At 61.4% G+C, this 21,547-nt stretch carries 22 protein-coding genes; 7 read left to right on the forward strand and 15 right to left on the reverse strand.

Annotated elements, in window-relative coordinates; translation table 11 throughout:
• The first annotated feature begins 243 nt into the window (after positions 1-243).
• Positions 244-1,356, forward strand: a complete 1,113-nt coding sequence (locus NF685_RS12040; protein ID WP_252849853.1) for an OmpA family protein — start codon at positions 244-246, stop codon at positions 1,354-1,356.
• An 80-nt stretch (positions 1,357-1,436) separates the two neighbouring features.
• Here the strand turns inward: NF685_RS12040 and cysK are convergent, their stop codons facing one another.
• The gene (cysK, locus tag NF685_RS12045; protein ID WP_289847461.1) at positions 1,437-2,438 is read right to left on the reverse strand and encodes a cysteine synthase A; all 1,002 of its coding nucleotides are present in this window, start codon (positions 2,436-2,438) and stop codon (positions 1,437-1,439) included.
• A gap of 114 nt (positions 2,439-2,552) precedes the next feature.
• Here cysK and NF685_RS12050 point away from each other — a divergent pair, with 114 nt between their 5' ends.
• Entirely contained in the window at positions 2,553-3,002 is a 450-nt protein-coding gene (locus NF685_RS12050; protein WP_222548357.1) for an RrF2 family transcriptional regulator, read from the forward strand.
• A 114-nt stretch (positions 3,003-3,116) separates the two neighbouring features.
• Here NF685_RS12050 and NF685_RS12055 read toward each other — a convergent pair whose 3' ends face one another.
• Entirely contained in the window at positions 3,117-3,653 is a 537-nt protein-coding gene (locus NF685_RS12055) for a hypothetical protein (RefSeq protein ID WP_222548358.1), read from the reverse strand.
• A 348-nt stretch (positions 3,654-4,001) separates the two neighbouring features.
• Between NF685_RS12055 and NF685_RS12060 the strand changes: the two genes are divergently transcribed.
• From NF685_RS12060 to NF685_RS12075, 4 genes are all read left to right on the forward strand, one after another.
• Positions 4,002-4,559 (forward strand): hypothetical protein, encoded by a 558-nt coding sequence (locus NF685_RS12060; RefSeq protein WP_252849797.1) that lies wholly within the window; start codon positions 4,002-4,004, stop codon positions 4,557-4,559.
• A 63-nt stretch (positions 4,560-4,622) separates the two neighbouring features.
• On the forward strand, positions 4,623-6,641 hold the full coding sequence (parE, locus tag NF685_RS12065; RefSeq protein ID WP_252849798.1) for a DNA topoisomerase IV subunit B: 2,019 nt from the start codon (positions 4,623-4,625) through the stop codon (positions 6,639-6,641).
• Positions 6,641-7,546: an EamA family transporter gene (locus NF685_RS12070; RefSeq protein WP_252849799.1), complete on the forward strand. Its 906-nt coding sequence runs from the start codon at positions 6,641-6,643 to the stop codon at positions 7,544-7,546. Before parE ends, NF685_RS12070 begins: the two co-directional genes overlap by 1 nt.
• Positions 7,547-7,719: 173 nt before the next feature.
• On the forward strand, positions 7,720-8,430 hold the full coding sequence (locus NF685_RS12075; protein WP_222548362.1) for a YfdX family protein: 711 nt from the start codon (positions 7,720-7,722) through the stop codon (positions 8,428-8,430).
• A gap of 102 nt (positions 8,431-8,532) precedes the next feature.
• Here the strand turns inward: NF685_RS12075 and mutL are convergent, their stop codons facing one another.
• From mutL to NF685_RS12140, 13 genes are all read right to left on the reverse strand, one after another.
• Entirely contained in the window at positions 8,533-10,377 is a 1,845-nt protein-coding gene (gene mutL, locus NF685_RS12080) for a DNA mismatch repair endonuclease MutL (RefSeq protein WP_252849800.1), read from the reverse strand.
• 9 nt (positions 10,378-10,386) lie between these two features.
• A complete protein-coding gene (locus tag NF685_RS12085; RefSeq protein ID WP_252849801.1) occupies positions 10,387-10,923 on the reverse strand; it encodes a DUF3035 domain-containing protein in 537 nt (178 codons plus the stop codon).
• 43 nt (positions 10,924-10,966) lie between these two features.
• A complete protein-coding gene (lspA, locus tag NF685_RS12090; RefSeq protein ID WP_373317782.1) occupies positions 10,967-11,530 on the reverse strand; it encodes a signal peptidase II in 564 nt (187 codons plus the stop codon).
• Positions 11,527-14,415 (reverse strand): isoleucine--tRNA ligase, encoded by a 2,889-nt coding sequence (gene ileS / locus NF685_RS12095; RefSeq protein ID WP_252849802.1) that lies wholly within the window; start codon positions 14,413-14,415, stop codon positions 11,527-11,529. Before ileS ends, lspA begins: the two co-directional genes overlap by 4 nt.
• 202 nt (positions 14,416-14,617) lie before the next feature.
• On the reverse strand, positions 14,618-14,827 hold the full coding sequence (locus NF685_RS12100; RefSeq protein WP_222548366.1) for a hypothetical protein: 210 nt from the start codon (positions 14,825-14,827) through the stop codon (positions 14,618-14,620).
• Between the two features lie 121 nt (positions 14,828-14,948).
• Positions 14,949-15,362, reverse strand: coding sequence for a VOC family protein (locus NF685_RS12105; RefSeq protein WP_252849856.1), 414 nt, complete (start codon positions 15,360-15,362; stop codon positions 14,949-14,951).
• 44 nt (positions 15,363-15,406) lie between these two features.
• A complete protein-coding gene (locus NF685_RS12110; protein WP_252849803.1) occupies positions 15,407-16,366 on the reverse strand; it encodes a bifunctional riboflavin kinase/FAD synthetase in 960 nt (319 codons plus the stop codon).
• Positions 16,363-17,055, reverse strand: coding sequence for an acireductone synthase (gene mtnC, locus NF685_RS12115; protein WP_252849804.1), 693 nt, complete (start codon positions 17,053-17,055; stop codon positions 16,363-16,365). The genes NF685_RS12110 and mtnC overlap by 4 nt, the downstream gene beginning before the upstream one ends.
• Complete coding sequence (locus tag NF685_RS12120) at positions 17,052-17,609, reverse strand: 1,2-dihydroxy-3-keto-5-methylthiopentene dioxygenase (RefSeq protein WP_222548369.1); 558 nt, start codon at positions 17,607-17,609, stop codon at positions 17,052-17,054. Before NF685_RS12120 ends, mtnC begins: the two co-directional genes overlap by 4 nt.
• Positions 17,606-18,220, reverse strand: coding sequence for a methylthioribulose 1-phosphate dehydratase (locus NF685_RS12125; protein WP_252849805.1), 615 nt, complete (start codon positions 18,218-18,220; stop codon positions 17,606-17,608). The genes NF685_RS12120 and NF685_RS12125 overlap by 4 nt, the downstream gene beginning before the upstream one ends.
• A 9-nt stretch (positions 18,221-18,229) precedes the next feature.
• Positions 18,230-18,523 (reverse strand): Sec-independent protein translocase subunit TatA, encoded by a 294-nt coding sequence (locus tag NF685_RS12130; protein WP_252849806.1) that lies wholly within the window; start codon positions 18,521-18,523, stop codon positions 18,230-18,232.
• Between the two features lie 51 nt (positions 18,524-18,574).
• Positions 18,575-19,084: a CHAP domain-containing protein gene (locus NF685_RS12135; protein WP_252849807.1), complete on the reverse strand. Its 510-nt coding sequence runs from the start codon at positions 19,082-19,084 to the stop codon at positions 18,575-18,577.
• The gene (locus NF685_RS12140; RefSeq protein ID WP_252849808.1) at positions 19,081-19,731 is read right to left on the reverse strand and encodes a regulatory protein RecX; all 651 of its coding nucleotides are present in this window, start codon (positions 19,729-19,731) and stop codon (positions 19,081-19,083) included. Before NF685_RS12140 ends, NF685_RS12135 begins: the two co-directional genes overlap by 4 nt.
• Positions 19,732-19,790: 59 nt before the next feature.
• Here NF685_RS12140 and NF685_RS12145 point away from each other — a divergent pair, with 59 nt between their 5' ends.
• Positions 19,791-21,425 (forward strand): D-aminopeptidase, encoded by a 1,635-nt coding sequence (locus NF685_RS12145; protein ID WP_252849809.1) that lies wholly within the window; start codon positions 19,791-19,793, stop codon positions 21,423-21,425.
• The last annotated feature ends 122 nt before the right edge of the window (positions 21,426-21,547 follow it).

The raw sequence follows: 21,547 nt of genomic DNA on the forward strand, positions 1-21,547 counted from the left end.
GCAACGGGACGAACGCACCCTGAAGGGAAACATGCGTTGCACGGGGATGACAGTTCAGCGAAAAGACGGCATTCAGATCGCTGCGGACGGCCGGACCCATGGCCCTCTCTCAGTCTGCCGCGTGATAAGGATGGAGAAGACGATATGACGCTGGAACACCGAACGCGCGGTGAAACCGTTTGCCGCCCGTTGTCCGATGTCCGGCAGCCGGTCGGATCGTTTTCACGGCTTTTCCGCAGGACCATGCTTGCGCTTACCGCTCTTGCCGGTCTCGACGTTGCAGCCGGGTCCGCTCATGCCCAGGTGGTGAAGGGGCTCTATGTGGCCGGTAGCGGCGGCGCCAGCTTCAATCAGGATCAGACAGTCAGGCTTTCTCCTGTGCTGCCAAGCGGCCGCGACCATTACGACGCAGGTGTGACCGGCCTCGGTTCGGTCGGCTGGGGTCTGGGCAACGGCTTTCGTGTCGAAGTCGAAGGCAATTACCGCAACAATCGTCTGCAGCAGTTCAAGTCGAGCTATTTCCCCTCCTCCACAGGCGGACGTCAGCAGGGCTATGGCGTGATGGCCAACGCCCTGTTCGACATGGATATCGGCGCGAACTGGGTCTATCCCTATTTCGGTGCCGGTGTCGGCTATGGCTGGCAGGCCATGAACGCGTCGGTGCGTGCACCGAATAATTATCTGAACCAGACGATTGGCGGTACGACGGGCAATTTCGCCTATCAGGGCATTTTCGGCCTGTCTTTCCCCGTTCCGTTTGCTGTCGGCCTGTCTTTCACCACCGAATATCGCTTCTACTCCCTGCTGGGTCCGAACGGGCATCGTGCAACGGGATATGGCAGCATCGGCGGGTATGACGTCTCGCGTCCGGCTGGCGCAATGGATGGCAATCGCGTCACCCGCAACGATTTCAACCATTCGCTGCTGCTCGGCCTGCGTTACGAATTCAATCCTGCACCGCCGCCGCCGCCCGTCGTGCCTGTCATGACGGCACCCGCCCCGGCACCTGCACGCAGCTATCTGGTTTTCTTCGACTGGGATCGCGCCGATCTGACCGACCGTGCACGCGCCATCGTCGGCACTGCTGCGCAGAACTCGACGCGCATGCAGCTCACACGTATCGAAGTCAACGGCTATACGGATAACAGCGCAGCCCATCCCGGAGCGCGTGGCGCAAGCTACAACATGAAGCTCTCGCTTCGCCGTGCCGATGCCGTCCGCGCCGAACTGATCCGTGATGGCGTGGCTGGTGGCCTGATTGCCATCAAGGGCTACGGTGAGAGCAACCCGCTCGTTCCGACCGGCCCCAACACGCGCGAACCGCAGAACCGTCGCGTGGAAATCATCCTGCACTGACGCCCCCTGCGCCAAAGGCGCAGAACGGACGATGAAACAGACCCTGACCCGTCATGCGGATCAGGGTTTTTTCATGCCTTTCACACAAGTCCGTTGAAAAGCGAGGTCGACAGATAGCGCTCGGCAAAAGACGGTACGATCGAGACGATCGTCTTGCCTGCATTTTCCTCGCGCTGGGCAAGGGCCAAAGCGGCGTGCAGAGACGCGCCGGATGAAATTCCGATGGGAATGCCCTCGATACGGGCACAACGGCGTGCCGCCGCCATGGCGTCGCGCTCCGACACAGCCAGCACACCGTCGAGCAGCGAAGAATCAAGCGTATTGGGACAAAAGCCCGGCCCAATGCCCTGAATGCCGTGCGGCCCGGGATCGTCGCCGTTGAGAACGGCGCTTTCCGAAGGCTCCACGCCCCAGAACTGCATGGACGGTTTTCTGGGCTTGAGCGTGCGCGCTATGCCGGTCAGGGTTCCCCCCGTGCCAAGACCGGCCACGACGAGATCGATCTCGCCCTGCGTATCCTCCCAAAGCTCCTCGGCTGTCGTCAGGGCATGGATTTCAGGATTGGCCGGATTGTCGAACTGGCTGGGCATCCAGGCATCGGGAAGAGACGCCACGAGCTCCTCTGCGCGCAGAATGGCGCCTGCCATACCCCGGGCTGCCGGTGTGAGCTCCAGCTGTGCATCCATCATGCGCAGCATCTTGCGTCGCTCGATCGATGCACTCTCGGGCATGGTGACGATCAGCCTGTAGCCGAGAGCTGCCGAAGCGAAGGCGAGCGAAATGCCCGTATTGCCCGAGGTCGGCTCGACGAGCACCGTACGGCCCGGCGTGATTTCGCCGCGGGCTTCCGCCTGCTGGATGAGCGCAACGCCGATACGGTCCTTGACCGACCCCAGCGGATTGAAAAATTCGAGCTTGAGCAGCAGACGTGCATGCAGCTTGTCCGCCTGTGTCAGGCGGGGAACCGCGACGAGCGGCGTGCCGCCTACGGTTTCGAGAATGGACTTATAGATGCGGCCCCGTGGCGCTGCATAACGCGATGCCAGCCCACGATCTTCGGACATCTCCTGTCGGGTGGTCATGACTCAATCCTTGATGTGCTGCGATGCGGGATTCTGATTCCCGCGATGCCGGTCTGTGATTTTGCGGCAATAACTGCTACATTACGCGTAATTTGTCATTGAGGAAAAATCCGTATGTATCTCCGCAGGGACAGGGCGATGATTGCTGTGATCATCATGGTCGATGTGGCCTTCCATGCCGGGCGCTCCAGCCTCGTCAGCGGTGGGGATATTGCAGAGCGTGCCGGACTGGCCCGCAGGGGCATCGAGCCCCTGCTTCAGGCGCTCTCGCGCTCGGGCCTGCTCGAAAGCGTGCGTGGGCCGCGCGGGGGATATCGTCTGGGACGACCGCAGCGCGATATCGGTCTCGACGAGATCGTACGCGTCGTGGTGTCCGAAGATAGCGGGGCAGAGGAAACGGCTCAGGGTGCGCTGTTTCGCAGCGTGATCGAACCCTGCTGGCAGGTTCTGGACGAAACCGTGCGTGGTGAGATGGCAGCGCTTACGCTGGAAGAAATGGTTCGCCGTGCCGAGGCCGCGGGACTGCGACGCCCTGTGCACGAGCCGATCTCGTTCTCGATCTGAAAACCGGCGCGTACCACCCGGCATCGCCACGACGATATGTCCGGGGGATGCGCTGGATGATAGCAAGGGTCGGCGCGTCAATCCCGCAAGCGGGGCGCCGACCGACTCGGGTTCTTACTTCTTGCTGGTCTTGCGACGCGTTGTCGTGTGCTTCGCGACGGGCTTCTTGGCAGCAGGTGCCAGAACCGGTGCAGGCGGCGCTGCAACTGTCACGCCTGTCGCATCCACCGTCGCATTGACGGTCAGCTTCGTGCGCGGCGCGTTTCCGCCGGGGATCAGGATAGCCGTGAAGCTGTCCTTGCCGGCATAGGCCGTGCTGGGCGTGTAGGTGATGTAGGTGTGGTCGTCGAAATTATACATGAAGGCCTTGCCATGCGCAGGCGCAGGCGAAACACCGAAGGAGCGGTAATTGGTGTTGCCCGGTTTCTGGATGGACAGGGCGCACAGGCCGTCATCGCTGCGTACCGTCATATCGACGCTCATGCTGCCATCGGCCGCCGTCTTGACCGGGGTCGTGGTGCAGACGGCCGAGACCTTCTGATAGCCGAAAGGATTGGGAGGCACGACGCGCTGGACGACGGGCTTTTGGGCGCAGGCCGCCAGGGTCAGGGCCGAAACGAGAGTAATTGCAGAACCACGCAGTCGCACCATCAACTCCACTGATCACATTTCATCGAAAATCGATTCTGCCTTGTACCAGCAGGCCCGACACCGGAAGTTTCGAAGCACGATCAACGCGCCTGAAAACAGATTCGTCAATGGCCCTAGCGCAAGCTGGCCCCCACCGGAAGGGGGGAGACAGGGCTGAGACAAAAGAAAAGCCCGGGCGGATTTTTTTTTGCAAATTCGACCTTCGCTCTTGCTTGCGAGCATTTTCTCGCCGCAATTGCTGCGACATAGTCATAATACAATTCCGTCTCGCGCGCGCATGATGCAACTATGCCGCCGCACGCCTTTCGAACGACCGTCTCACTCTTTCTGTTCCTGTGGAGTCTCCTGATGTCGCTTTCTGCCCGGCAACGCCTCCTGCGCCCGTTCGCGCGTTTCACCGCCTGCAGCCTGCTTGCCGCCACGTTCGTCACCTCCGGTGCCGCTTTCGCCGCAGGATGCAGCGAGTCCCCGGCGCATGAAGCCTTCAACGTGCAGGGACTGAAGAGCGAGCTGATGGTGACCGCGCTCTCATGCAGCGCACAGGATCGCTACAATGCCTTCGTCACGAAGTTCCGCCCCAAGCTGGCTGCGGAAGAAGAGCGCCTGAACACCTATTTCAAATCCGCCTATGGCCGTAACGCCATGAAGGCGCATGACGACTACATCACCCAGCTGGCGAATGTTCAGTCCGAGGGCGGCCTCAAGGCCGGAACGATCTTCTGCCAGCAGCGCGTGGCGATGTTCGACGAAGTCGATGCGCTCGAAGACGGGGCCGATCTCGCCCATTATGCCGATGCAAAAGACGTGGTTCAGCCCGCTTCGTTCGAGACCTGCTCGGCCCCCGAAGCCACCACGCATGGCCGGGCCACCAGCACGCGTCGCAGCCATCGCAAGACACGCGCCTAAAATCTGATCCCTCCCTGCACGGGGCGCTTGACGGCGCCCCGGCGAGGCCGTCAAGAACGCAATATGAACGACGACCTCTTCAAGAGCGATGAAAAGCCTGCGCGCCGGTCGCGCAAGACGGTGCAGGCTCCGGTTCCGGAAAATTACGGTGCCGACCAGATCGAAGTCCTGGAAGGACTTGAGCCGGTCCGACGCCGTCCCGGCATGTATATCGGCGGCACCGACGATACCGCCTATCATCATCTCGCCTCCGAGATACTCGACAACGCCATGGATGAGGCGGTGGCGGGCCATGCCAGCGTGATCGATGTGGCACTCGAAGGCCCGCATCTGCTCATGGTGCGCGATAACGGACGCGGTATCCCGGTAGACCCGCATCCCAAGTTCCAGGATCGCTCGGCGCTGGAAGTCATTTTCACCACGCTTCATGCAGGTGGGAAATTTTCCGGCAAGGCCTATGACACATCGGGCGGTCTGCACGGGGTGGGGTCGTCTGTCGTCAATGCGCTTTCGGACAGGCTCGAAGTCGAGGTTGCGCGCGAAAAGCTGCTCTGGCGTCAGGATTACGCCCGGGGAAAGCCGATTACTCCGCTGAAGCAGGTCGGCAATGCGCCCAACCGCCGTGGCACCACCATACGTTTTTCCCCCGATCCCGAGATTTTCGGAGCGCTGAGCTTCTCGCCCCAGCGTCTTTATCGCCTCTGCTGTTCCAAGGCGGCGCTTTTCCGCGGCGTGACTATTCGCTGGAGCGTCGATCCTGCCCTTCTCAAGGCGGGAGACGACATTCCTGCTGAAGAGACCATCCATTTTCCCAATGGCCTGGCCGACAGCCTCAACGCCGAACTTGGCACTACTCCGGCTCTTCTGGCGCCGGTCTGGGCGGGCGAGGCCGAGCTTCCGCAGGCTGCGGATGGGCGGACAGGCGGCAAGCTGGAATGGGCGGTCGCCTTTCTGGAGCAGGGGGCATCGAGCATGACCTCCTACTGCAATACCATTCCCACGCCGCAGGGCGGCACGCATGAGGCAGGCTTCCGCGCTGCTCTGGTGAAGGGATTCCGGGCCTGGGGCGATAGCCGCAATACCAAGCGTGCGGCGGCTGTCACGGCAGAGGATATTCTGGGTGCACTGGCTGCCAAGCTTTCAGTGTTCATCCGCGATCCGCATTTTCAGGGCCAGACAAAGGAAAAGCTGACAACGCAGGAGGCCAGCCGTCTGGTCGAAGGGGCGCTACGCGACCGGCTGGATCACTGGCTGGGCGGGAATCCGGCTCAGGCAGACAACCTGCTGGCCTTCATCATCGAGCGCGCTGAAGAGCGCCTGCGCCGCCGTGAGAGCAAGGATACACCGCGCAAGAGCGCGACACGCCGCCTGCGTCTGCCGGGCAAGCTGACCGATTGCACACGCGAGAATGCGGCCGATACCGAATTGTTTCTGGTGGAAGGCGATTCGGCAGGCGGGTCTGCCCGTCAGGCACGCGACCGCGAGACACAGGCTGTTCTCCCCCTGCGCGGCAAGATCCTGAACGTGGCTTCGGCGACTGCTGACAAGCTGAAAGCCAATCAGGAGCTACGCGATCTGGTCGAGGCCCTCGGTTGCGGATCCGGTTCGGGTTTCGACGTCTCGCGCCTGCGCTACGGTCGTGTCATTATCATGACCGATGCAGACGTCGACGGCGCGCATATCGCCTCGCTGCTCATGACGTTCTTCTATCGCGAAATGCCCGATCTGGTGCGCAAGGGTCACCTTTATCTGGCGCAGCCGCCGCTCTATCGCCTGACCCATGGTGCCAAGACGGTCTATGCAATGGATGACGATGATCGCGTGCGTCGCCTCAAGCGCGATTTCAAACAGGGGGCCAAGGTCGAGATCTCGCGATTCAAGGGTCTTGGCGAGATGCCTGTGAAAGATCTCAAGCAGACGACCATGGATCCGGCCAAACGCACCCTGCTGCGGGTCGTCACCCCTCCGGAGGATCGCGCTTTGACCAGCGACCGTGTCGAAAGCCTGATGGGGCGCAAGCCCGAGCTGCGCTTTCGCTTCATTCAGGAGCATGCCCGCTCGGCCGAGCTGCTCGACGTCTGATGGCGGCTTTCGATCACCCCAACTCGACGCCTCTCGACAAGCTTGGCGGTCTCGCCCTTCTGATCGGCGGGATCTCCTCCTTTCAGGTTGGGGCCGCACTGGCCAAAAGCCTGTTTCCGCTTTTCGGTGCCGAAGGCATGGTGGGGCTGCGTGTCTGCCTTGCTGCGGTCATTCTGCTGGTAGTGATGCGCCCCGGCCCATCGGTGCTCCAGCCGGGCATGTGGAAACTGCTCCTGCCCTATGGCGCCTCGATGGCGGTGATGAACTTTGCCTTCTACGTCGCTCTCGTGCGTCTGCCCCTTGGGCTCGTCGTGGCCTTCGAGTTCATGGGACCGCTTTCTCTCGCCCTGATCGGTTCGCGACGCCTGCTCGATCTACTCTGGGCGGGTATGGTTCTCGGCGGGCTCTATCTGCTTCTGCGCCCCGATCATGTGGAGGGCCATCTGGATCCGATCGGCGTGATCGCGGCCCTGACCAGTGCGGTCGGCTGGGTCGTTTATATCCTGACAGGCACGAAAATCGGGCGCGTGATGCCTGCAGCCCAGGCCACGACACTTGGTATGACCACAGCAGGAATCCTGCTTCTGCCCTGGCTGATCCCTGCCCTGACACCCGCCGTCACGCACCCCCATCAGGGTCTTCAGGCGGTCGGGGTCGCCATCCTGTCTTCGGCCGTACCCTATATTCTCGACATGATGGCCATGCGTCGGCTCGGCCCGCGCGATCTTGGCATTCTGCTCAGCCTGGAACCGGTTCTCGGGTCGATTTCAGGCCTCCTGCTTCTGGGCGAGTCCCTGTCGGTTGCGCGATGGATGGGCGTACTCTGTATTGCCGGAGCTTCGGCCGGGAACGTGCTGACCTCGCGCAAGCCCCCGCCGGATAGCGAAACCGTACCCCCGACCTGAAAGGGTTTCCGATATCGCATCCGACAGCCTGTCCGGCGATCTGTTCGTCGCACATTGTCAGGTCGGATGCCGCATGGCGGCGTGTTAACGTCGATGTCATGCAACAGGCGGCCCTGCTTTGTCGTTACGGTTCCCGAAGTCTCATCAAGAGATACGAACCAAGGAGAGCACCAATGCGCCGCCTGATGATTGCCGGGTCCGCCCTTTTGACACTGGCCGGAGCGCCCGCTTTTGCCGCAACACAGCAGGCAGACAACGCGGCCATGATGGCCAAGGATCAGGCTCATGCCGATCGCGATTTCGGTCGACTGTCCAAGGATGGCCAGAAAGCGTTCTCCAATATCCTGCTGGCTCAGCAGGCTCTGGCGAATAACCAGAACGGCCAGGCACAGAGCCTGATCGACGAAGCGGAAGCCCGCCTCGACAAGGCCGCCAAGGATAACAAGGCCTTTGTCCGAGCCGAAGATGCCATGCAGCCCGTCCCAAGCCACGGCGCGCCCAAGCGCCTTGCCGTGAGCGGCGCACCGCTGCACTGGCTGCCGGTAGGGGGCGAATACGCCGTGACCGATGCGCTGGCCCCCGCACAGCAGACCGCCCTGGCCAATGCCAATCAGCATATGAAGACTGGCGACACCAAGCTTGTCGATCAGGACCTGCAGGTGGTCGGAACGCAGGTGCAATATGTTGTTGCACTGGCACCGCTCGAAATGATCTCGGGTGACGTGCATCGCGCCTCTGTTTTCATGGATGGCGGCGACGCGAAAGCAGCAGCCGAGGCCCTGCAGAATGCCGTCGACTCGATCCTGTTCGTTTCGGGCGATGTGATCTCGGTTACGCAGCCTGCCACGGTCAAAAGACACAAGATGGCGCATAGCCCTTCCTGATCGTCTTTGTCCCGAAAAAGGCCCTGCGCTGCGCAGGGCCTTTTTTGTATCCACCGTCATCCCTGAATGCCCGGGAGCAGCAATTATCGCTCTTCCGCGCCTTTAGCGTATACGACCGAAAAGCTTTTCCAGCTCGTCGCGTCCGAGACGCAGCCAGGTAGGCCTCCCATGGGAGCATGTTCCGGCACGCGGCGTCTGTTCCATCTGGCGCAACAGGGCAGACATTTCATCCTGCTGGAGACGCCTGCCCGCGCGAATACTGCCATGACACGCCATACGTGCGATCACCGCATCGATCCGGCGTTCGAGGGCAGCACTGTCGCCCGGTTGTAGATCCGGATCGGCTGCCAGTTCCTCCGACAGATCGCGTAACAGGGAAACGCCATCGCCGCCCTGCAAGAGCACGGGCATGGTTCTCAGCAGCACGCTCCCCCCACCAAACGACTCGACTTCCAGGCCGAGTTTTTCGAGAGCGTCTTTCCACTCCATCAGGCGTCCTGCCTGACCGGGGGGAAGGTCGATCACTTCAGGCAACAGCAGGCGCTGTGCCTTGATCGTCCCGGTGCCGTACTGGGCGAGCAGTTTTTCATGGGTCAGGCGCTCGTGGGCTGCATGCTGATCGACCAGAATCAGATCGCCGTCCCCACCGACAGCCAGAATATAGGTATCGAAAATCTGGGCGACCGGCGCACCGAGCGGAAAGCCTCCGCTTTGCACCGGATCGGGCTGCACCACCGGTCGGGCCGCCGGAGCGAAGGACCCCAGTCCTTCTGAGAAGCCACCAACTCCTTGCGGAGCTTCGCTGTGGGTCGGCGCGCCGATACCACGCAGGGTGTCGTGCGCTGCCACGAATCCGGGAGTAAGGCGCACAGGATCTGGCGGAGGATACTGAATGGCCTGCCTGGCCGGGGCCGCAAAGCGCATGCGTATACCCCCCTCGCCCGCACCATGACCCAGCGCACGCTGCATCGCCCCGATCATGAGACCACGCACGTCGGCTTCATCAGCAAAACGCAGCTCGGTTTTGGAGGGGTGTACATTCACGTCCACCCGGTCATGAGGCAGGGTCAGATGCAACGCCAGAATAGGATGGCGGCCCGGTTCGATCACAGGACGATAGGCCACGCGTATGGCGGTTTTCATCAGGGGATCGGCAACGGGGCGATTGTTAACGACAAGAAACTGCGCCGCAGCCGTGGCCCGCGTCGCTGCGGGGCCACAGATGAAACCGGTGAGATGCAGGCCGTTGCGTTCCTCATCGAGCATGATGAGCGAATCGCTTTCACCGAGCACGGCCTGAACACGCGCGCGTGTATCCTGCGCCGGGAAGTCGAAAACCTGCCGGTCATCCAGCGAGAAACGCATGGCGCAATGCGGTGCGGACAAAGCCAGACGTCGCATGACCGATTCGGCGTGGCTCCCCTCTACACGCGCGCTCTTGAGAAATTTACGGCGTGCCGGTGTGGCAAAAAACAGATCCTCAACCACGACACGCGTGCCTGGTGCACCCGGCGCGGGCGCGGGTGGGGTCAGAATGCCGCCATCCAGACGCAGCATCCACGCAGTGTCCGAGTCGGGCTGGCGCGATGTCAGGGAAAGGCGCGCAGTCGCGCCAATCGAGGGCAGGGCCTCCCCACGAAACCCAAGCGTGACGATGCGGGTCAAGGTCTCGTCGCTCAGCTTGGAGGTACAATGCCGCTCAACCGCCATCAGGAGATCGTCAGGTGACATGCCACAGCCGTTATCGATCACCTCGATACGGTCGCATCCACCATTCGCAAGGGAGACATCGAGCCGTGTCGCCCCGGCGTCCAGGGCGTTTTCAACCAACTCCTTGAGTGCGGCAGCTGGCCGCTCGACCACTTCTCCTGCCGCGATCAGGTCGATGACATGACTGGAAAGGCGACGGAGCTGCGGCCGGAGACGAATAGGCTCAGACAATGACATGAATCGGCATCAGAAGACGCCGAGGAAAGCGCTCTTCGATTTCTTGGTGGGGGTTGCACCGATCGAGGGATTCTGACCGAGGGCAGAAGCGCGCTGGATACGACGGTTTTCAGCCTCGCTATCGACCACACTGCCCGCATTGCCGCCGCGCCAGAACATCAGCTCGTCGGTCAGACCGGCACCAGCTGCCCCGAGTTCGGCATTGTTGGGGGCCTTGGAAGCCTGATCGACCTGACCCATCAGGGCCTGCTGACCGGCACTGTCACTGCCCGTCGAAGGATGCAGCGCGGCATTGGGCGAGAGCGTTTCGAGCGCCTGTGTGCGCGGATTTTCATCCACGCTGTGCTCACCCTGACCCGGCAGGCTCAGCTGCTCGGAAGGCGGCATGGAGAGCGGCGCACGCGTCGTGACCGTATACTCGTCCGGCATCGAGCGTTCGAGACCGAACGCGCGCGAGACATCTGAGCCGGAACAGGCCGGAAGGAGCGCGGTCAGGCCGAGAACCGGCAGGACGCGGAGGACGGACGGGAGGGAGAGCTGAGCCATATCGGTCTCGATCCTAATGGAGCGTTTCGACGTCGACAAGAGATCAATGCCCGCGTGACGCGGGAGAGGAAGGCGTGCCGGACTGGTTGGCCGACCGCGCTTGACGACGCTCGGACCAGATCGAGTCGATTACCCAGGCAATTACGCCACAAACGATGGCGGAGTCGGCCACATTGAAGACGTACCAGCTCCAGCCGAAGGCATGTGCATGAATGAAATCGACCACAGCGCCATAACGCATCCGGTCGATCACATTCCCGACCGCACCGCCTGCAATTGCCGCCGAAGCAATGGCCACCACCATGCGCGTCGTTCTGATCATCTGCCAGAGCAGCGCCAGTACGGCGAGAAGGGCGACGGTACAGAACAGAAGCGGCCCCCAGGACCCGACCCCGCCCAGCATGCCGAACGTCACCGCATGGTTCCACACCATGGTGAAGTTGAGCCCAGGCATGATCGCGACGCTGCCTTTGGCGGGAAGATCGAAAACGTCGAGAATCCACCATTTGCTGACCTGATCGGCGCAGAGCACCGTCACGAAAGCGACGATACCGGCAACAAGTGTGGCCGGCCGACCGACAGAAACGGTGATCTTCGCCCCCTTCACATCGTCACCACATCGCTGCAGCGCAGGCACAGACCGGGATGCTCGGTCTGGCTGCCCACTTCAGGAAGCACACGCCAGCAACGCAGGCATTTGCTGCCCTCTGCCTCGCCCACGCTGGGGCCGGGATGCGCCTCGATCACGCCTTCATGCTCTGCCCTGTCCGTATCCTCGATATAGAGCGAGGGCGCGTTGGTCAGAAGCTGGATATCCGCCTGGGACACGATCGCAAGCTCTGCCCAGTCGACATCGCCGAACACGGCCTGTTCCTGCTCCGTGAGCGGCAGGCTGAGGCGGGCTTCGAGAGACGAACCGATAACGCCGCCGCGACGTGCCCCTTCGAGCTCCGTGGTTATGACGCGACGCAGGGCACGTATCTGGTTCCAGCGATCGCCAAGAGTCACATCGTGCCAGTTGGGATCTGGCTCGAGGAAGCTCTGGAGGTGGACCGAGCTTTCCTCGCCGAAGCGGGATGTCCATGCCTCTTCGGCCGTAAACACCAGCACAGGTGCAAGCCATGTCGAGAGCGCGCGATGCAGGATATCGAGCACGGTACGGGCAGCGCGACGACGCAGCGAGGAAGGCGCATCGCAATAAAGCGCGTCCTTGCGCACGTCGAAATAGAACGCCGACAGATCGGTCGTGCAGAAACCGTGCAGCATGGGATAGACGCCAACCCATTGATGGGTCTGGACGGCCTGCTTGATCATGCCCCCGAGATCGCTCAGGCGATGAAGGATATAACGCTCAAGCTCGGGTAGCTGCTCGAATGGGAGGGCCTCTTCGGGCGTGTAGCCGTCAAGCGCGCCAAGAAGCCAGCGCAGCGTGTTGCGCAGACGACGATAGAGCTCACCCTGCTGCTTGAGGATCTCGTTACCGATACGGAGATCTTCATTGCTGTCGGAGTTCACGACCCAAAGACGCAGGATATCGGCGCCCAGCTTGTCGGTTACCTCCTTGGGCGCAATTACATTGCCCAGGGATTTGGACATCTTGCGGCCCTGCTCGTCGAGCACGAAGCCGTTGGTGACGATGGCCTTCATGGGTGCCACGCCAAGCGTGCCGACGCTTTCGAGCAGTGAGGACTGGAACCAGCCGCGATGCTGATCCGACCCTTCCAGATAAAGATCGGCGGGGAAGTTCAGTCCGTCCCGACCCAGCACGAAACTGTGGGTCGATCCGCTTTCGAACCAGACATCGACGATATCGAAAACCTGCTCGTATTCTGCGGGATCGCGTCCCTCGCCCAGGAAGACAGCCGGATCGGCACTATACCAGATATCGGCGCCATGCTTGGCCATCGCATCGACGATACGCTGCATGACCTCAGGGTCGCGCAGCACCTCGCCCGTGCTCTTTTCCACGAAAACGGCAATCGGCACGCCCCAGGCGCGCTGGCGGCTGATGCACCAGTCGGGACGCTGCTCGATCATGGAGGTCAGACGATTGCGCGAGGCTTCCGGCACGAAGGTGACACCGGCCAGCGCATCCAGCGACTTGCGACGCAGGGCCAGATCACCATCCATGCGGATGAACCATTGCGGGGTGGCGCGGAAGATGATCGGCTTACGCGAGCGCCAGGAATGCGGATAGGAATGCACGATGCTCGACCGTGCCACGAGACCGGCTGCGGCATCGCCATTCGCGGCCCAGCGCTGTGCCGCTTCGGTAAGCGCCGCACAGACCGGGTCGGCAGCCTTGAACACATGGATACCGGCGAAATGCGGTACCCATGGCGCATAGGTGCCGTCATCCTGCACCAGCTCGGGTACTTCGATGCCGTATTGACGCGTGAGCAGAAAATCGTCCTGGCCATGGGCAGGCGCCATATGCACAAGGCCCGTACCGGCATCGGTCGTCACGAAATCGCCGGGCAGCATGGGCACGTCGAATTCATAACCGCACCCACGCAGCGGATGCGCGCAGATCGTCCCCTCAAGCGCTTCGCCCGGCAGGGTGTAGAGGATGTGATGGTCCTGGATACCGGCCTGCTGGCAGAAATCGCTTACACGCTCTTCGGCCACCAGAAAGCGCGAACCGGGGGTGACGAGGCTGTTTTCGTCCATGATATCGGCGCGCAGCACGACATAGGCGATCTCCGGCCCATAGGCGATGGCGCGATTGGCCGGAATGGTCCAGGGCGTGGTCGTCCAGATGACAGCTGATGCTCCCTGAAGCGCCTGACCGGGGGTCGGGTCTGCCTCGATGGGAAAGGCTACATGGATCGTGGTGGAGGTGATGTCGTGGTATTCGATCTCGGCCTCGGCAAGGGCGGTCTTCTCGACCGGGCTCCACATGACCGGACGCAGGCCACGATACAGGCCACCATTGAGCAGGAACTTGCCGATTTCTGCCACGATGGCGGATTCGGATGAGAAATCCATCGTGGCGTAGCGGTTTTTCCACTCGGCCTGCACGCCCAGACGCTTGAACTCCTCGGCCTGGATATCGAGCCAGCGACGCGCATAGTCACGACATTCGGCACGGAACTGCAGAACGGGCACATCGTCCTTGTTCTTGCCAGCCTTGCGGTATTCTTCCTCGACACGCCATTCGATCGGCAGGCCGTGACAGTCCCAGCCCGGGATGAAGCGCACACGGGCACCATTCATGCGCTGGGCACGATTGATGACATCCTTGTTGATCTTGTTCAGCGCGTGGCCGATATGCAGATTGCCGTTCGCATAGGGCGGCCCGTCATGCAATGTGAAGACCGGCTTGCCCTTGCCTGCCTCGAAAATGCTCTCATCCAGTCCGATCGCGTCCCAGCGTGCAAGCGTCTGCGGCTCGCGCGTGGGCAGATTGCCGCGCATCGGGAAGCTTGTGCGAGGCAGGAAGACCGTGTCGCGATAACGGTCCTGAGGATCGGGGCTTTTTGAATCAGGCATCTTCGATCAATCGACGGAGTCAGGGAACCCCGAGTTATGCGAAGATGCAGGCTTCTGGGTCAAGAGCAGCGGTCAAATCCCGGCTCACAATTGGCAGAGCCATATTCTGGGTCGTAATCCCAGTAGCTCCTGATAGAGGCAGTACGCGGATACCGGACGACAACAAAACAGCACCGGAATCCGACTGCCCTGACTGCCGGTTTCAGGGCAGACGCGTCTGCGATTTCAAGCCGGAAGGCGCACAGACACTTTCCAGTGTCTCATCGATCTGCTGACCCAGCGTGTTAAGGTCCTGCCTCAGAAAAGCCTTCAGCCTGACAAGGCGTGAAACGCTTTCTTTTCTGCGGGAGTCTTTCTGGGCGATGTGCTGTTCCATCGCCTGCATCTGATACATCTGCATCGCGCCAAACATAGCATCCCCCTTCGTTCGATTAACGTTAGGTAATCTATAACGCGAAGTGATGTGATATAAACCACAAAAATCATCACAAAAGGGACAGGTGCATGTCTGGCCCTTACGGCTCTGGCCCGGTTCAGGTGATTTCGAGATCCTCCAGACCGGCCGGTGGTGCAACGCGCCAATGCGCAAGTCGTGTTTCGAGCGACCCCACATGCAATTCCAGCTTATGGCCGTCAGGATCGAGACAATAGAGCGATGCGCCTTCGCTTCTGTTTGCCTTCCACAGCTTCACATGGCCTTCGAGCTTTGCAGTCAGAAGCGCGAAGCCTTTTTCATCGAGCGAGAAAGCCAGATGGGTGTCGTCATCGCGGGGCTGGATCGGCGCGTTTTTGCTGAGTTCCAGACAAAGCCAGAGTGATCCGGCCTCCAGATAGGCCCCCTTCCCCCAGCGCGCCCTGAGGCGACATCCCAGAAGACCGCAATAAAACCCAAGTGACCGGGTCAGATCGCTCGTGCAGAGCGTGACATGATTTATACCGCGCAACAGTCCATCGAGCGGATCGGATGACACAGAAGCGGGAAGCCGGGCACTCAGGGGATACGGGTCGCAGGAGGCGGGAGAAAAGTGAGGGAGGCAAGAGCGGCGCGGGCAGCTTGCGCATCGTCCGCAATCTGCGCCTTGAGCTCATCGAGCCCGGCAAAACGTTTTTCTTCGCGCAGCAGCTTGTGCAGGCTGACTTCGAGCGTCTGGCCATAAAGGTCTTCGTTCACGTCGAAGAGATGCACTTCAAGTCGGCTTTCCTGCCCGTCGTCGATCGTGGGGCGGCGTCCGATATTGGCAACACCGGGTGTGACCCGGCCATCGGGATGGCGCACACTCACTGCATAGACGCCGCGCGCCGGTTCGACATGACGCCCGAGCGGAATATTGGCTGTCGGAAAACCGAGAAGACGCCCGCGTTTGTCGCCATGGGCGACTTCACCGGTGATGAACCAGGGCCGACCGAGCTCCTCGGCCGCGCGTTCGGGATATCCTTCCTGAAGAAGGCGACGGATGCGCGACGAAGAGTAAGGCCCCCCTATATCCGTCAATGGCGGCACTACGGTAAGACCGATACCAAGACTCTCGAGCTTCTGCCCGAGATAGGCGATATTGCCGCTCCGTCTGTGACCGAAAGCGAAATCGGGCCCACAAGCCACATGGCGCACGCCGAGCCCCGCATGAAGCACGGTCTCGACAAACTGATCCGGTGTCAGATGGCTGAAATCAGCATCGAAGCGAAGCTGGAAGACGTGCCGCGCACCCTGCTCATGCAGAATGCGCGTACGGATCTCCGGCAGCATCAGACGCAAGGGAGGGTCCTGAGGACGAAAGAACTCGCGTGGGTGCGGTTCGAAGGTCAAGGCCCCGAGCGTCAGATCGGGGCGCGCCGCATGGAGCGATCTGAGAAGATGGACATGGCCCAGATGCACGCCATCGAAATTGCCGAGGGCCACGGCAGCTCCGCGCGCCTCTGGCGGGATTGCCGTCCAGTCCTCGTGCAGGGTCATGAAACAGGCAGCTCGAACTGCTGGCTGACACTGCGCAGGTCTGCGGCCTGATGGACGCCGGGGTGAGGCTTCGTACCGTCTTCTGCACGAACGAGCTGGCAGGTTCTGAGCCCTGCTTCGGCAGCGGCATCGAGTTCTGCGCCGATGTCGGAGAGAAACAGGATCTGCCCCGGTGCAACGCCCGCCCGTAAGGCGATCTGCCGATAGCTCTCGGCAATTTTCTTGCCACCCACATCGAGGTCGTAGAATGCCTCGAACAGGTCTGTCAGATCGCCCGCATCGGAATAGCCATAAAGCAGGCGCTGCGCGCTGGCGGAACCGGAAGAATAGACGGCAAGACGCAGCCCGGTAGCGTGCCAGGCTTTGAGCGCAGGCGGTACATCGGGGTACAGACGCGCCTTGAGATCGCCGCTCTCGAAACCGCTTTTCCAGGCAAGACCTTGAAGGGATTTGAGAGGGGCAACCTTTTCGTCACGTACCGTCCAGTCGTGAAGCTGCGCCACCGGATCGCAACCGGGATTGGCAGCCTCGATATCGGCCAGAGCCACTTTCACCAGCGGGTTTTCCGCCTGCTCTTGCAGAAGCGACGGCATGATCTTGTCGGAATAGGGAAAGAGCACGTCCTTGACGAAAGAGATCGGCAGGGTTGTCCCTTCGATATCGAGCAGGATCAGACGAATGGCACTCATGCGGCAATATCCGGAATGGTCACAGGAAACCGGCGCGCAATCTCGTCGCCCGTATAATCGGCGACCCAGCCGGTCGTATCCGTAAAGACGCGAAGCGCGACGACGTCGGGATCGAGCCCTGCATCGAACCAGTGAGGCGTTCCGGCAGGCACGGAAATCAGATCGCCCTGAACGCAGAGCACCGAATAGACACGGTCTCCCACATGCAGGACGAATGCACCCTGACCGTGGACAAAAAACCGGACTTCGTCTTCGCTATGCGTATGCTCGGACAGATATTTCTCGCGCATGGCCGCGATCTGCGGCGTATTGCGGTCAAACCGCACCACGTCAGCGCTTCCGGCTCCCGTCTCGCCCATCAGCCCGTCGAGATAGGGACGATAGGCTTCGAGGATATCCTCCGTCGGTGCATCCTTGGCGGGCGTGACGGGCGATTGCCAGCGCTCGAAGCGGACATTCAGCGGCCGAAGGGTCTCGGCAATTTCGCGCCCGTCCTGCGTGTCGAGCAGAATGGTTCCGGGAGCATCGTCACGATAGATCGTTAGTCGACTCATGATTTCCGTCTTTCCAGTTCGCAGGCCAGCAGGAACTCCAGACCCTCGAGACGGGCAAGCGCCATGGCCATATCACGCCCCCATACATAGACACCATGACCCCGGATGACATATCCCGCGGGCATGCCTCCGAGCGACGGAGCGATCACGCCTGCCAGCCGGGCGATATCCTGATCGTTGTGGAAAACGGGCACATCGATGCTCGTTTCATGGGTCGATTGCCTCTCGAACACCTTGAGCAACTCGTATCCCGCAAGGGTAATCGCCGGAGCGGGATCCATCATGGACAGAACGGTCGCCGCCACCGAATGCCCATGCAGCACAGCGCCGATTGCCGGATCGAATGCGTAAAGCTGTGTATGCAGCAGTGTCTCGGCACTCGATTTCTGAGAGGCATCGAGCGGACGACCCTGGGGGTCGATTTCGATCACGTCTTGTTCGGTCAGAAAGCCCTTGTGCCCACCCGAGCGCGTAATGGCGATGCGACCGTCGGCAAGACGTCGGCTGAGATTGCCCGCTGTTGCGGGCACCCAGCCGCGCTGGTCCATTCTGCGCCCCGCCTTGACGACGTCCTGCACCGCATCCGACCAGTGTCGGTCCGAAACCTGCATGATCGAAACTCAGTGATTGACGTTGTTCACATTCCCGCCGGAGACGGGGGGCGTGTACTGGGGAGACTGGAAATTGCCCTGGGGGGCACCGGGCGCAGCACCGTGAGGCGGCGGTGCGATCTGACCGTTAGGCTGCTGACCTGCATGGGAGTCCATGGACTCGTCTTCAGCCATGTTCTTCTTGAAGGATTTGATACCCTTCGCGAAATCGCCCATCAGACCGCTGATCTTGCTGCCACCGCCAAACAGGATGAGCACAACGGCAAGCACTATCAGCCAGTGCAGGGGACTCATGCTACCCATAATCTCTCTCCTCGCTCGACGGACTCATCCTGTCGTCTTGTCTCTTGCTTCTCACATGGCGTGATCGGGCGACACTTGCAAGCGCGCAATATCGTCCAGATCGCGAGGCACGATAAAGCCATAGGTCGGATAGGCACGTGCACCCATATTCCTTATCGGTGCCCAGTATACACGCACGAGTGACCAGTCGTTGTTTCTGGACACATCGATGATCGGAACGGAGCGATCGATACGGCCCGGCTCCCAGTTTGCATGTTCGACCAGAATCTTGCGCGATGACACGGTGCTGCGCACGATCGATACATGCCCCGAAGGCAAACGCCCGGTCGAGCGGAACACAAGAATTTCGCCTTGTGCGGGCGTCTGCGTGCGCCGGTACTTGCCCGATGCCCCGCGCCACCAGGAGGATGCCGCGCCATATAGTGTGACCCCTGTTTTCGCACGGGCATAAGGAGCGCATTGCAGCGGGCCGTTGAAGCTTGCGCGGCTGTATTCCCTCGGGCCACCCCCGCATGCCGCAAGCCCCAGACACAACCCGAAACCCAGCATGATCCTCTTCATGAAGATTTCAGCGCCATGACGCGATCCTCCGCTTCTTCGAGATTCATTGCCAACGCCCGCTCGGCCACGTCACGGCCGAACCCGGCACGTGCAAAAGCGGCCAATGCCCGCTGGTGCCGGTGCAGGCGGTTTTCTTCTTCCGCTGGACCGTCGTTCCCTTCTGTCGCGTCCCCCCGCATGAAAGGACCCAGTCGCCTTTTGCGTGCCAAGACAAGCGCGGCTCCCAGCTCACGCTCACGCGCCGCATCCTCGCTGCGATGACCGAGACTTTCTTCCAGCGCGTTGCCGAGAACCTCTGCCCCGATGCCTTTCTGAGCCAGGCTGGCGGCTACGGCGCGGCGCGAGCGACCGGACCGGGTTAGGCTGAGAGAGCGCGACCGGGCAAAAGCGGCATCGTCCAGCGCCCCGATACGCCGCATATCGCCAACGATCGTGTCGATCATGACCCTGCTCCGGGCTCGGTGAAGCTCGATCTGGTCGGTTTCACCCCCATTGGCGGCGCAACGACGTGCCCAGCGCATCACGGCACGGTCCAGTACCTGAGCCAGTCCCTGTTCGGTCGCAGCAAAGCGCGCGAGATGACGCAGGGCCGCCTCGCGCAGGTTTTCCGCTGTCGGCGGAGGAGTCTGATCCGGAATCGCTGACATGACGCCAATGTGCCATAACTTCGTGGCAGCACCATGGTAAAAACCTGCCGGAGATTTGCATGACCCGCGCCTCGCTCGACCGCCTGCTGGCGACCCTCCCTCTTTCCTATCCCGGGCCGGGCGGGGCCGTTGCGGTAATCCGCAAAGGCGAGGTCATTGCCCGGCACAGCTGGGGATATGCCAATGCCGAAGCGCGTCTGGCTTTTACCCCGCGCACCCAGTTTCGCATGTGTTCGATCACCAAGCAGTTCACCTGCGCCCTGCTCGATAATGCCCTGCGCGACAAATGGGCAGACAGGAACGCGCTCGATGCCTTCGTTGCGGCCTCGCTACCTGCGCTGCAGGAGCCGCCGCCCGGCATTTTCGATCTGGCGCACAACCAGTCCGGCCTGCGCGACTACTGGGCAGTAGCCATGCTGCACGGCGCCCCCACTGAATCGGCTTTCGGCGCCGCGGAAGCCAGACGCGTGATTGCCGGCACACGAAGCCTGCAGTTCAGGCCCGGCACAGCCTATTCCTACGTCAATCAGAATTTCTATCTGATCTCGGAAGCGCTGGAAGCCTGTTCGGGTCGCAGCTTTGCCGAGTTGCTGCAAAAACAGATCTTCACGCCCCATGGCATGGAAAGCGCCTTTCTGGCAGCCAACACGCAATCCATGCCCGATGGCACGCAGGGCTATGAGGGCAATGAGCAGAGCGGCTATCGCCCCGCAGTCAATAATATCATCTGGACCGGCGATGCCGGGCTTGGCGCCAGCCTCGACGACATGATCGCCTGGGAAAAAGCCATCGATGCCCAGCGCGACGATCCTGAGGGCTTTTATAACCGCCTCTCCGCCCCCGTCTCCTTCCGCAATGGCGCGCCGGCACGTTACGGGTTCGGTCTGCAAAGAGGCAGGCTGTTCGGTCATGAAATGACCGGCCATGGCGGAGCTCTGCGCGGCTGGCGGAGCCATCGCCTTCATCTGGCAAAAGAGCGCCTCTCGGTTGTCGTTCTGTTCAATCACATGTCCGAGGCCCATTCGGCTGCCGCAGAGCTGGCCGCGGCTGCACTCGGCCTGTCCCGCCCGCCCTCCGATGCGACGCAGGGCAATCAGGCAATGCTCGGACATTTTCTGGATCGCGGGACAGGGCTTTCGGCTTCCATTGCTCCCACACCATCGGGCGAGCGCCTCTCGCTGCGCTACGCCTATCCGCCCGAGACGCTCGACGGCTGGACCCAGGATCATGCCGGTCGGGACGGGACACGCCTGTCCCTTCATGACGAAGGGCTCATCATGTCCCGACCGCAGGAAAACCGGGAAGTTCTCCTGACGCCCCTGCCCGAAGGCCAGAGGAACACGGGCCAGAGGAGCACGGGCCAGAACAACCTGGGCCAGAATAACGCAGGCCAAGCGAAAACAGGGTTCGCCGGACATTATGAATGCAATGAACTGGAGAGTATCCTGACCCTGACCGATGCAGGCGATGTACTCTATGGCGGCTTTTCCGGCATGCTGGGCAAAGGACGCATGGAGCGCCTCCTGCCTTTCGGCGACGATGTCTGGCTGATCCCCTGCCTGCGCGCGCTCGATCATTCGCCGCCCGGTTACTGGACACTCTGGTTCCAGCGCGACGAAACCGGGAACGTGGCGGGAATACGCGTCGGATGCTGGCTGGCACGCGATCTGTTCTACAGGCGTATTCCAGAGTGAATTTGACGAAAGGGGCGGATTAACCCCATCATATGAATGCAGCTGCGTGTGCCCTGCCCTGTCTTTCAGGTGCGGGGCTCTTGCTGTTGCATTTTTCCAATCTTTTCGAACCGGGCTCTCTG

It is taken from the genome of Asaia lannensis NBRC 102526, from assembly GCF_024054035.1.
GTDB classification, from domain to species: domain Bacteria; phylum Pseudomonadota; class Alphaproteobacteria; order Acetobacterales; family Acetobacteraceae; genus Asaia; species Asaia lannensis.

Coding starts and splice junctions, on each gene's coding strand:
- NF685_RS12140 (WP_252849808.1), bottom strand. CDS start 19,731: ATGTCAGCGATTCCGGATCAGACTCCTCCGCCGACAGCGGAAAACCTG.
- mtnC (WP_252849804.1), bottom strand. CDS start 17,055: ATGAGTGCCATTCGTCTGATCCTGCTCGATATCGAAGGGACAACCCTG.
- NF685_RS12085 (WP_252849801.1), bottom strand. CDS start 10,923: ATGGCTCAGCTCTCCCTCCCGTCCGTCCTCCGCGTCCTGCCGGTTCTC.
- NF685_RS12055 (WP_222548358.1), bottom strand. CDS start 3,653: ATGGTGCGACTGCGTGGTTCTGCAATTACTCTCGTTTCGGCCCTGACC.
- NF685_RS12135 (WP_252849807.1), bottom strand. CDS start 19,084: ATGAAGAGGATCATGCTGGGTTTCGGGTTGTGTCTGGGGCTTGCGGCA.
- ileS (WP_252849802.1), bottom strand. CDS start 14,415: ATGCCTGATTCAAAAAGCCCCGATCCTCAGGACCGTTATCGCGACACG.
- NF685_RS12145 (WP_252849809.1), top strand. CDS start 19,791: ATGACCCGCGCCTCGCTCGACCGCCTGCTGGCGACCCTCCCTCTTTCC.
- NF685_RS12070 (WP_252849799.1), top strand. CDS start 6,641: ATGGCGGCTTTCGATCACCCCAACTCGACGCCTCTCGACAAGCTTGGC.
- NF685_RS12040 (WP_252849853.1), top strand. CDS start 244: ATGCTTGCGCTTACCGCTCTTGCCGGTCTCGACGTTGCAGCCGGGTCC.
- cysK (WP_289847461.1), bottom strand. CDS start 2,438: ATGACCACCCGACAGGAGATGTCCGAAGATCGTGGGCTGGCATCGCGT.
- NF685_RS12120 (WP_222548369.1), bottom strand. CDS start 17,609: ATGAGTCGACTAACGATCTATCGTGACGATGCTCCCGGAACCATTCTG.
- NF685_RS12130 (WP_252849806.1), bottom strand. CDS start 18,523: ATGGGTAGCATGAGTCCCCTGCACTGGCTGATAGTGCTTGCCGTTGTG.
- NF685_RS12110 (WP_252849803.1), bottom strand. CDS start 16,366: ATGACCCTGCACGAGGACTGGACGGCAATCCCGCCAGAGGCGCGCGGA.
- parE (WP_252849798.1), top strand. CDS start 4,623: ATGAACGACGACCTCTTCAAGAGCGATGAAAAGCCTGCGCGCCGGTCG.
- NF685_RS12125 (WP_252849805.1), bottom strand. CDS start 18,220: ATGCAGGTTTCGGACCGACACTGGTCGGATGCGGTGCAGGACGTCGTC.
- NF685_RS12100 (WP_222548366.1), bottom strand. CDS start 14,827: ATGTTTGGCGCGATGCAGATGTATCAGATGCAGGCGATGGAACAGCAC.
- NF685_RS12050 (WP_222548357.1), top strand. CDS start 2,553: ATGTATCTCCGCAGGGACAGGGCGATGATTGCTGTGATCATCATGGTC.
- NF685_RS12075 (WP_222548362.1), top strand. CDS start 7,720: ATGCGCCGCCTGATGATTGCCGGGTCCGCCCTTTTGACACTGGCCGGA.
- NF685_RS12060 (WP_252849797.1), top strand. CDS start 4,002: ATGTCGCTTTCTGCCCGGCAACGCCTCCTGCGCCCGTTCGCGCGTTTC.
- mutL (WP_252849800.1), bottom strand. CDS start 10,377: ATGTCATTGTCTGAGCCTATTCGTCTCCGGCCGCAGCTCCGTCGCCTT.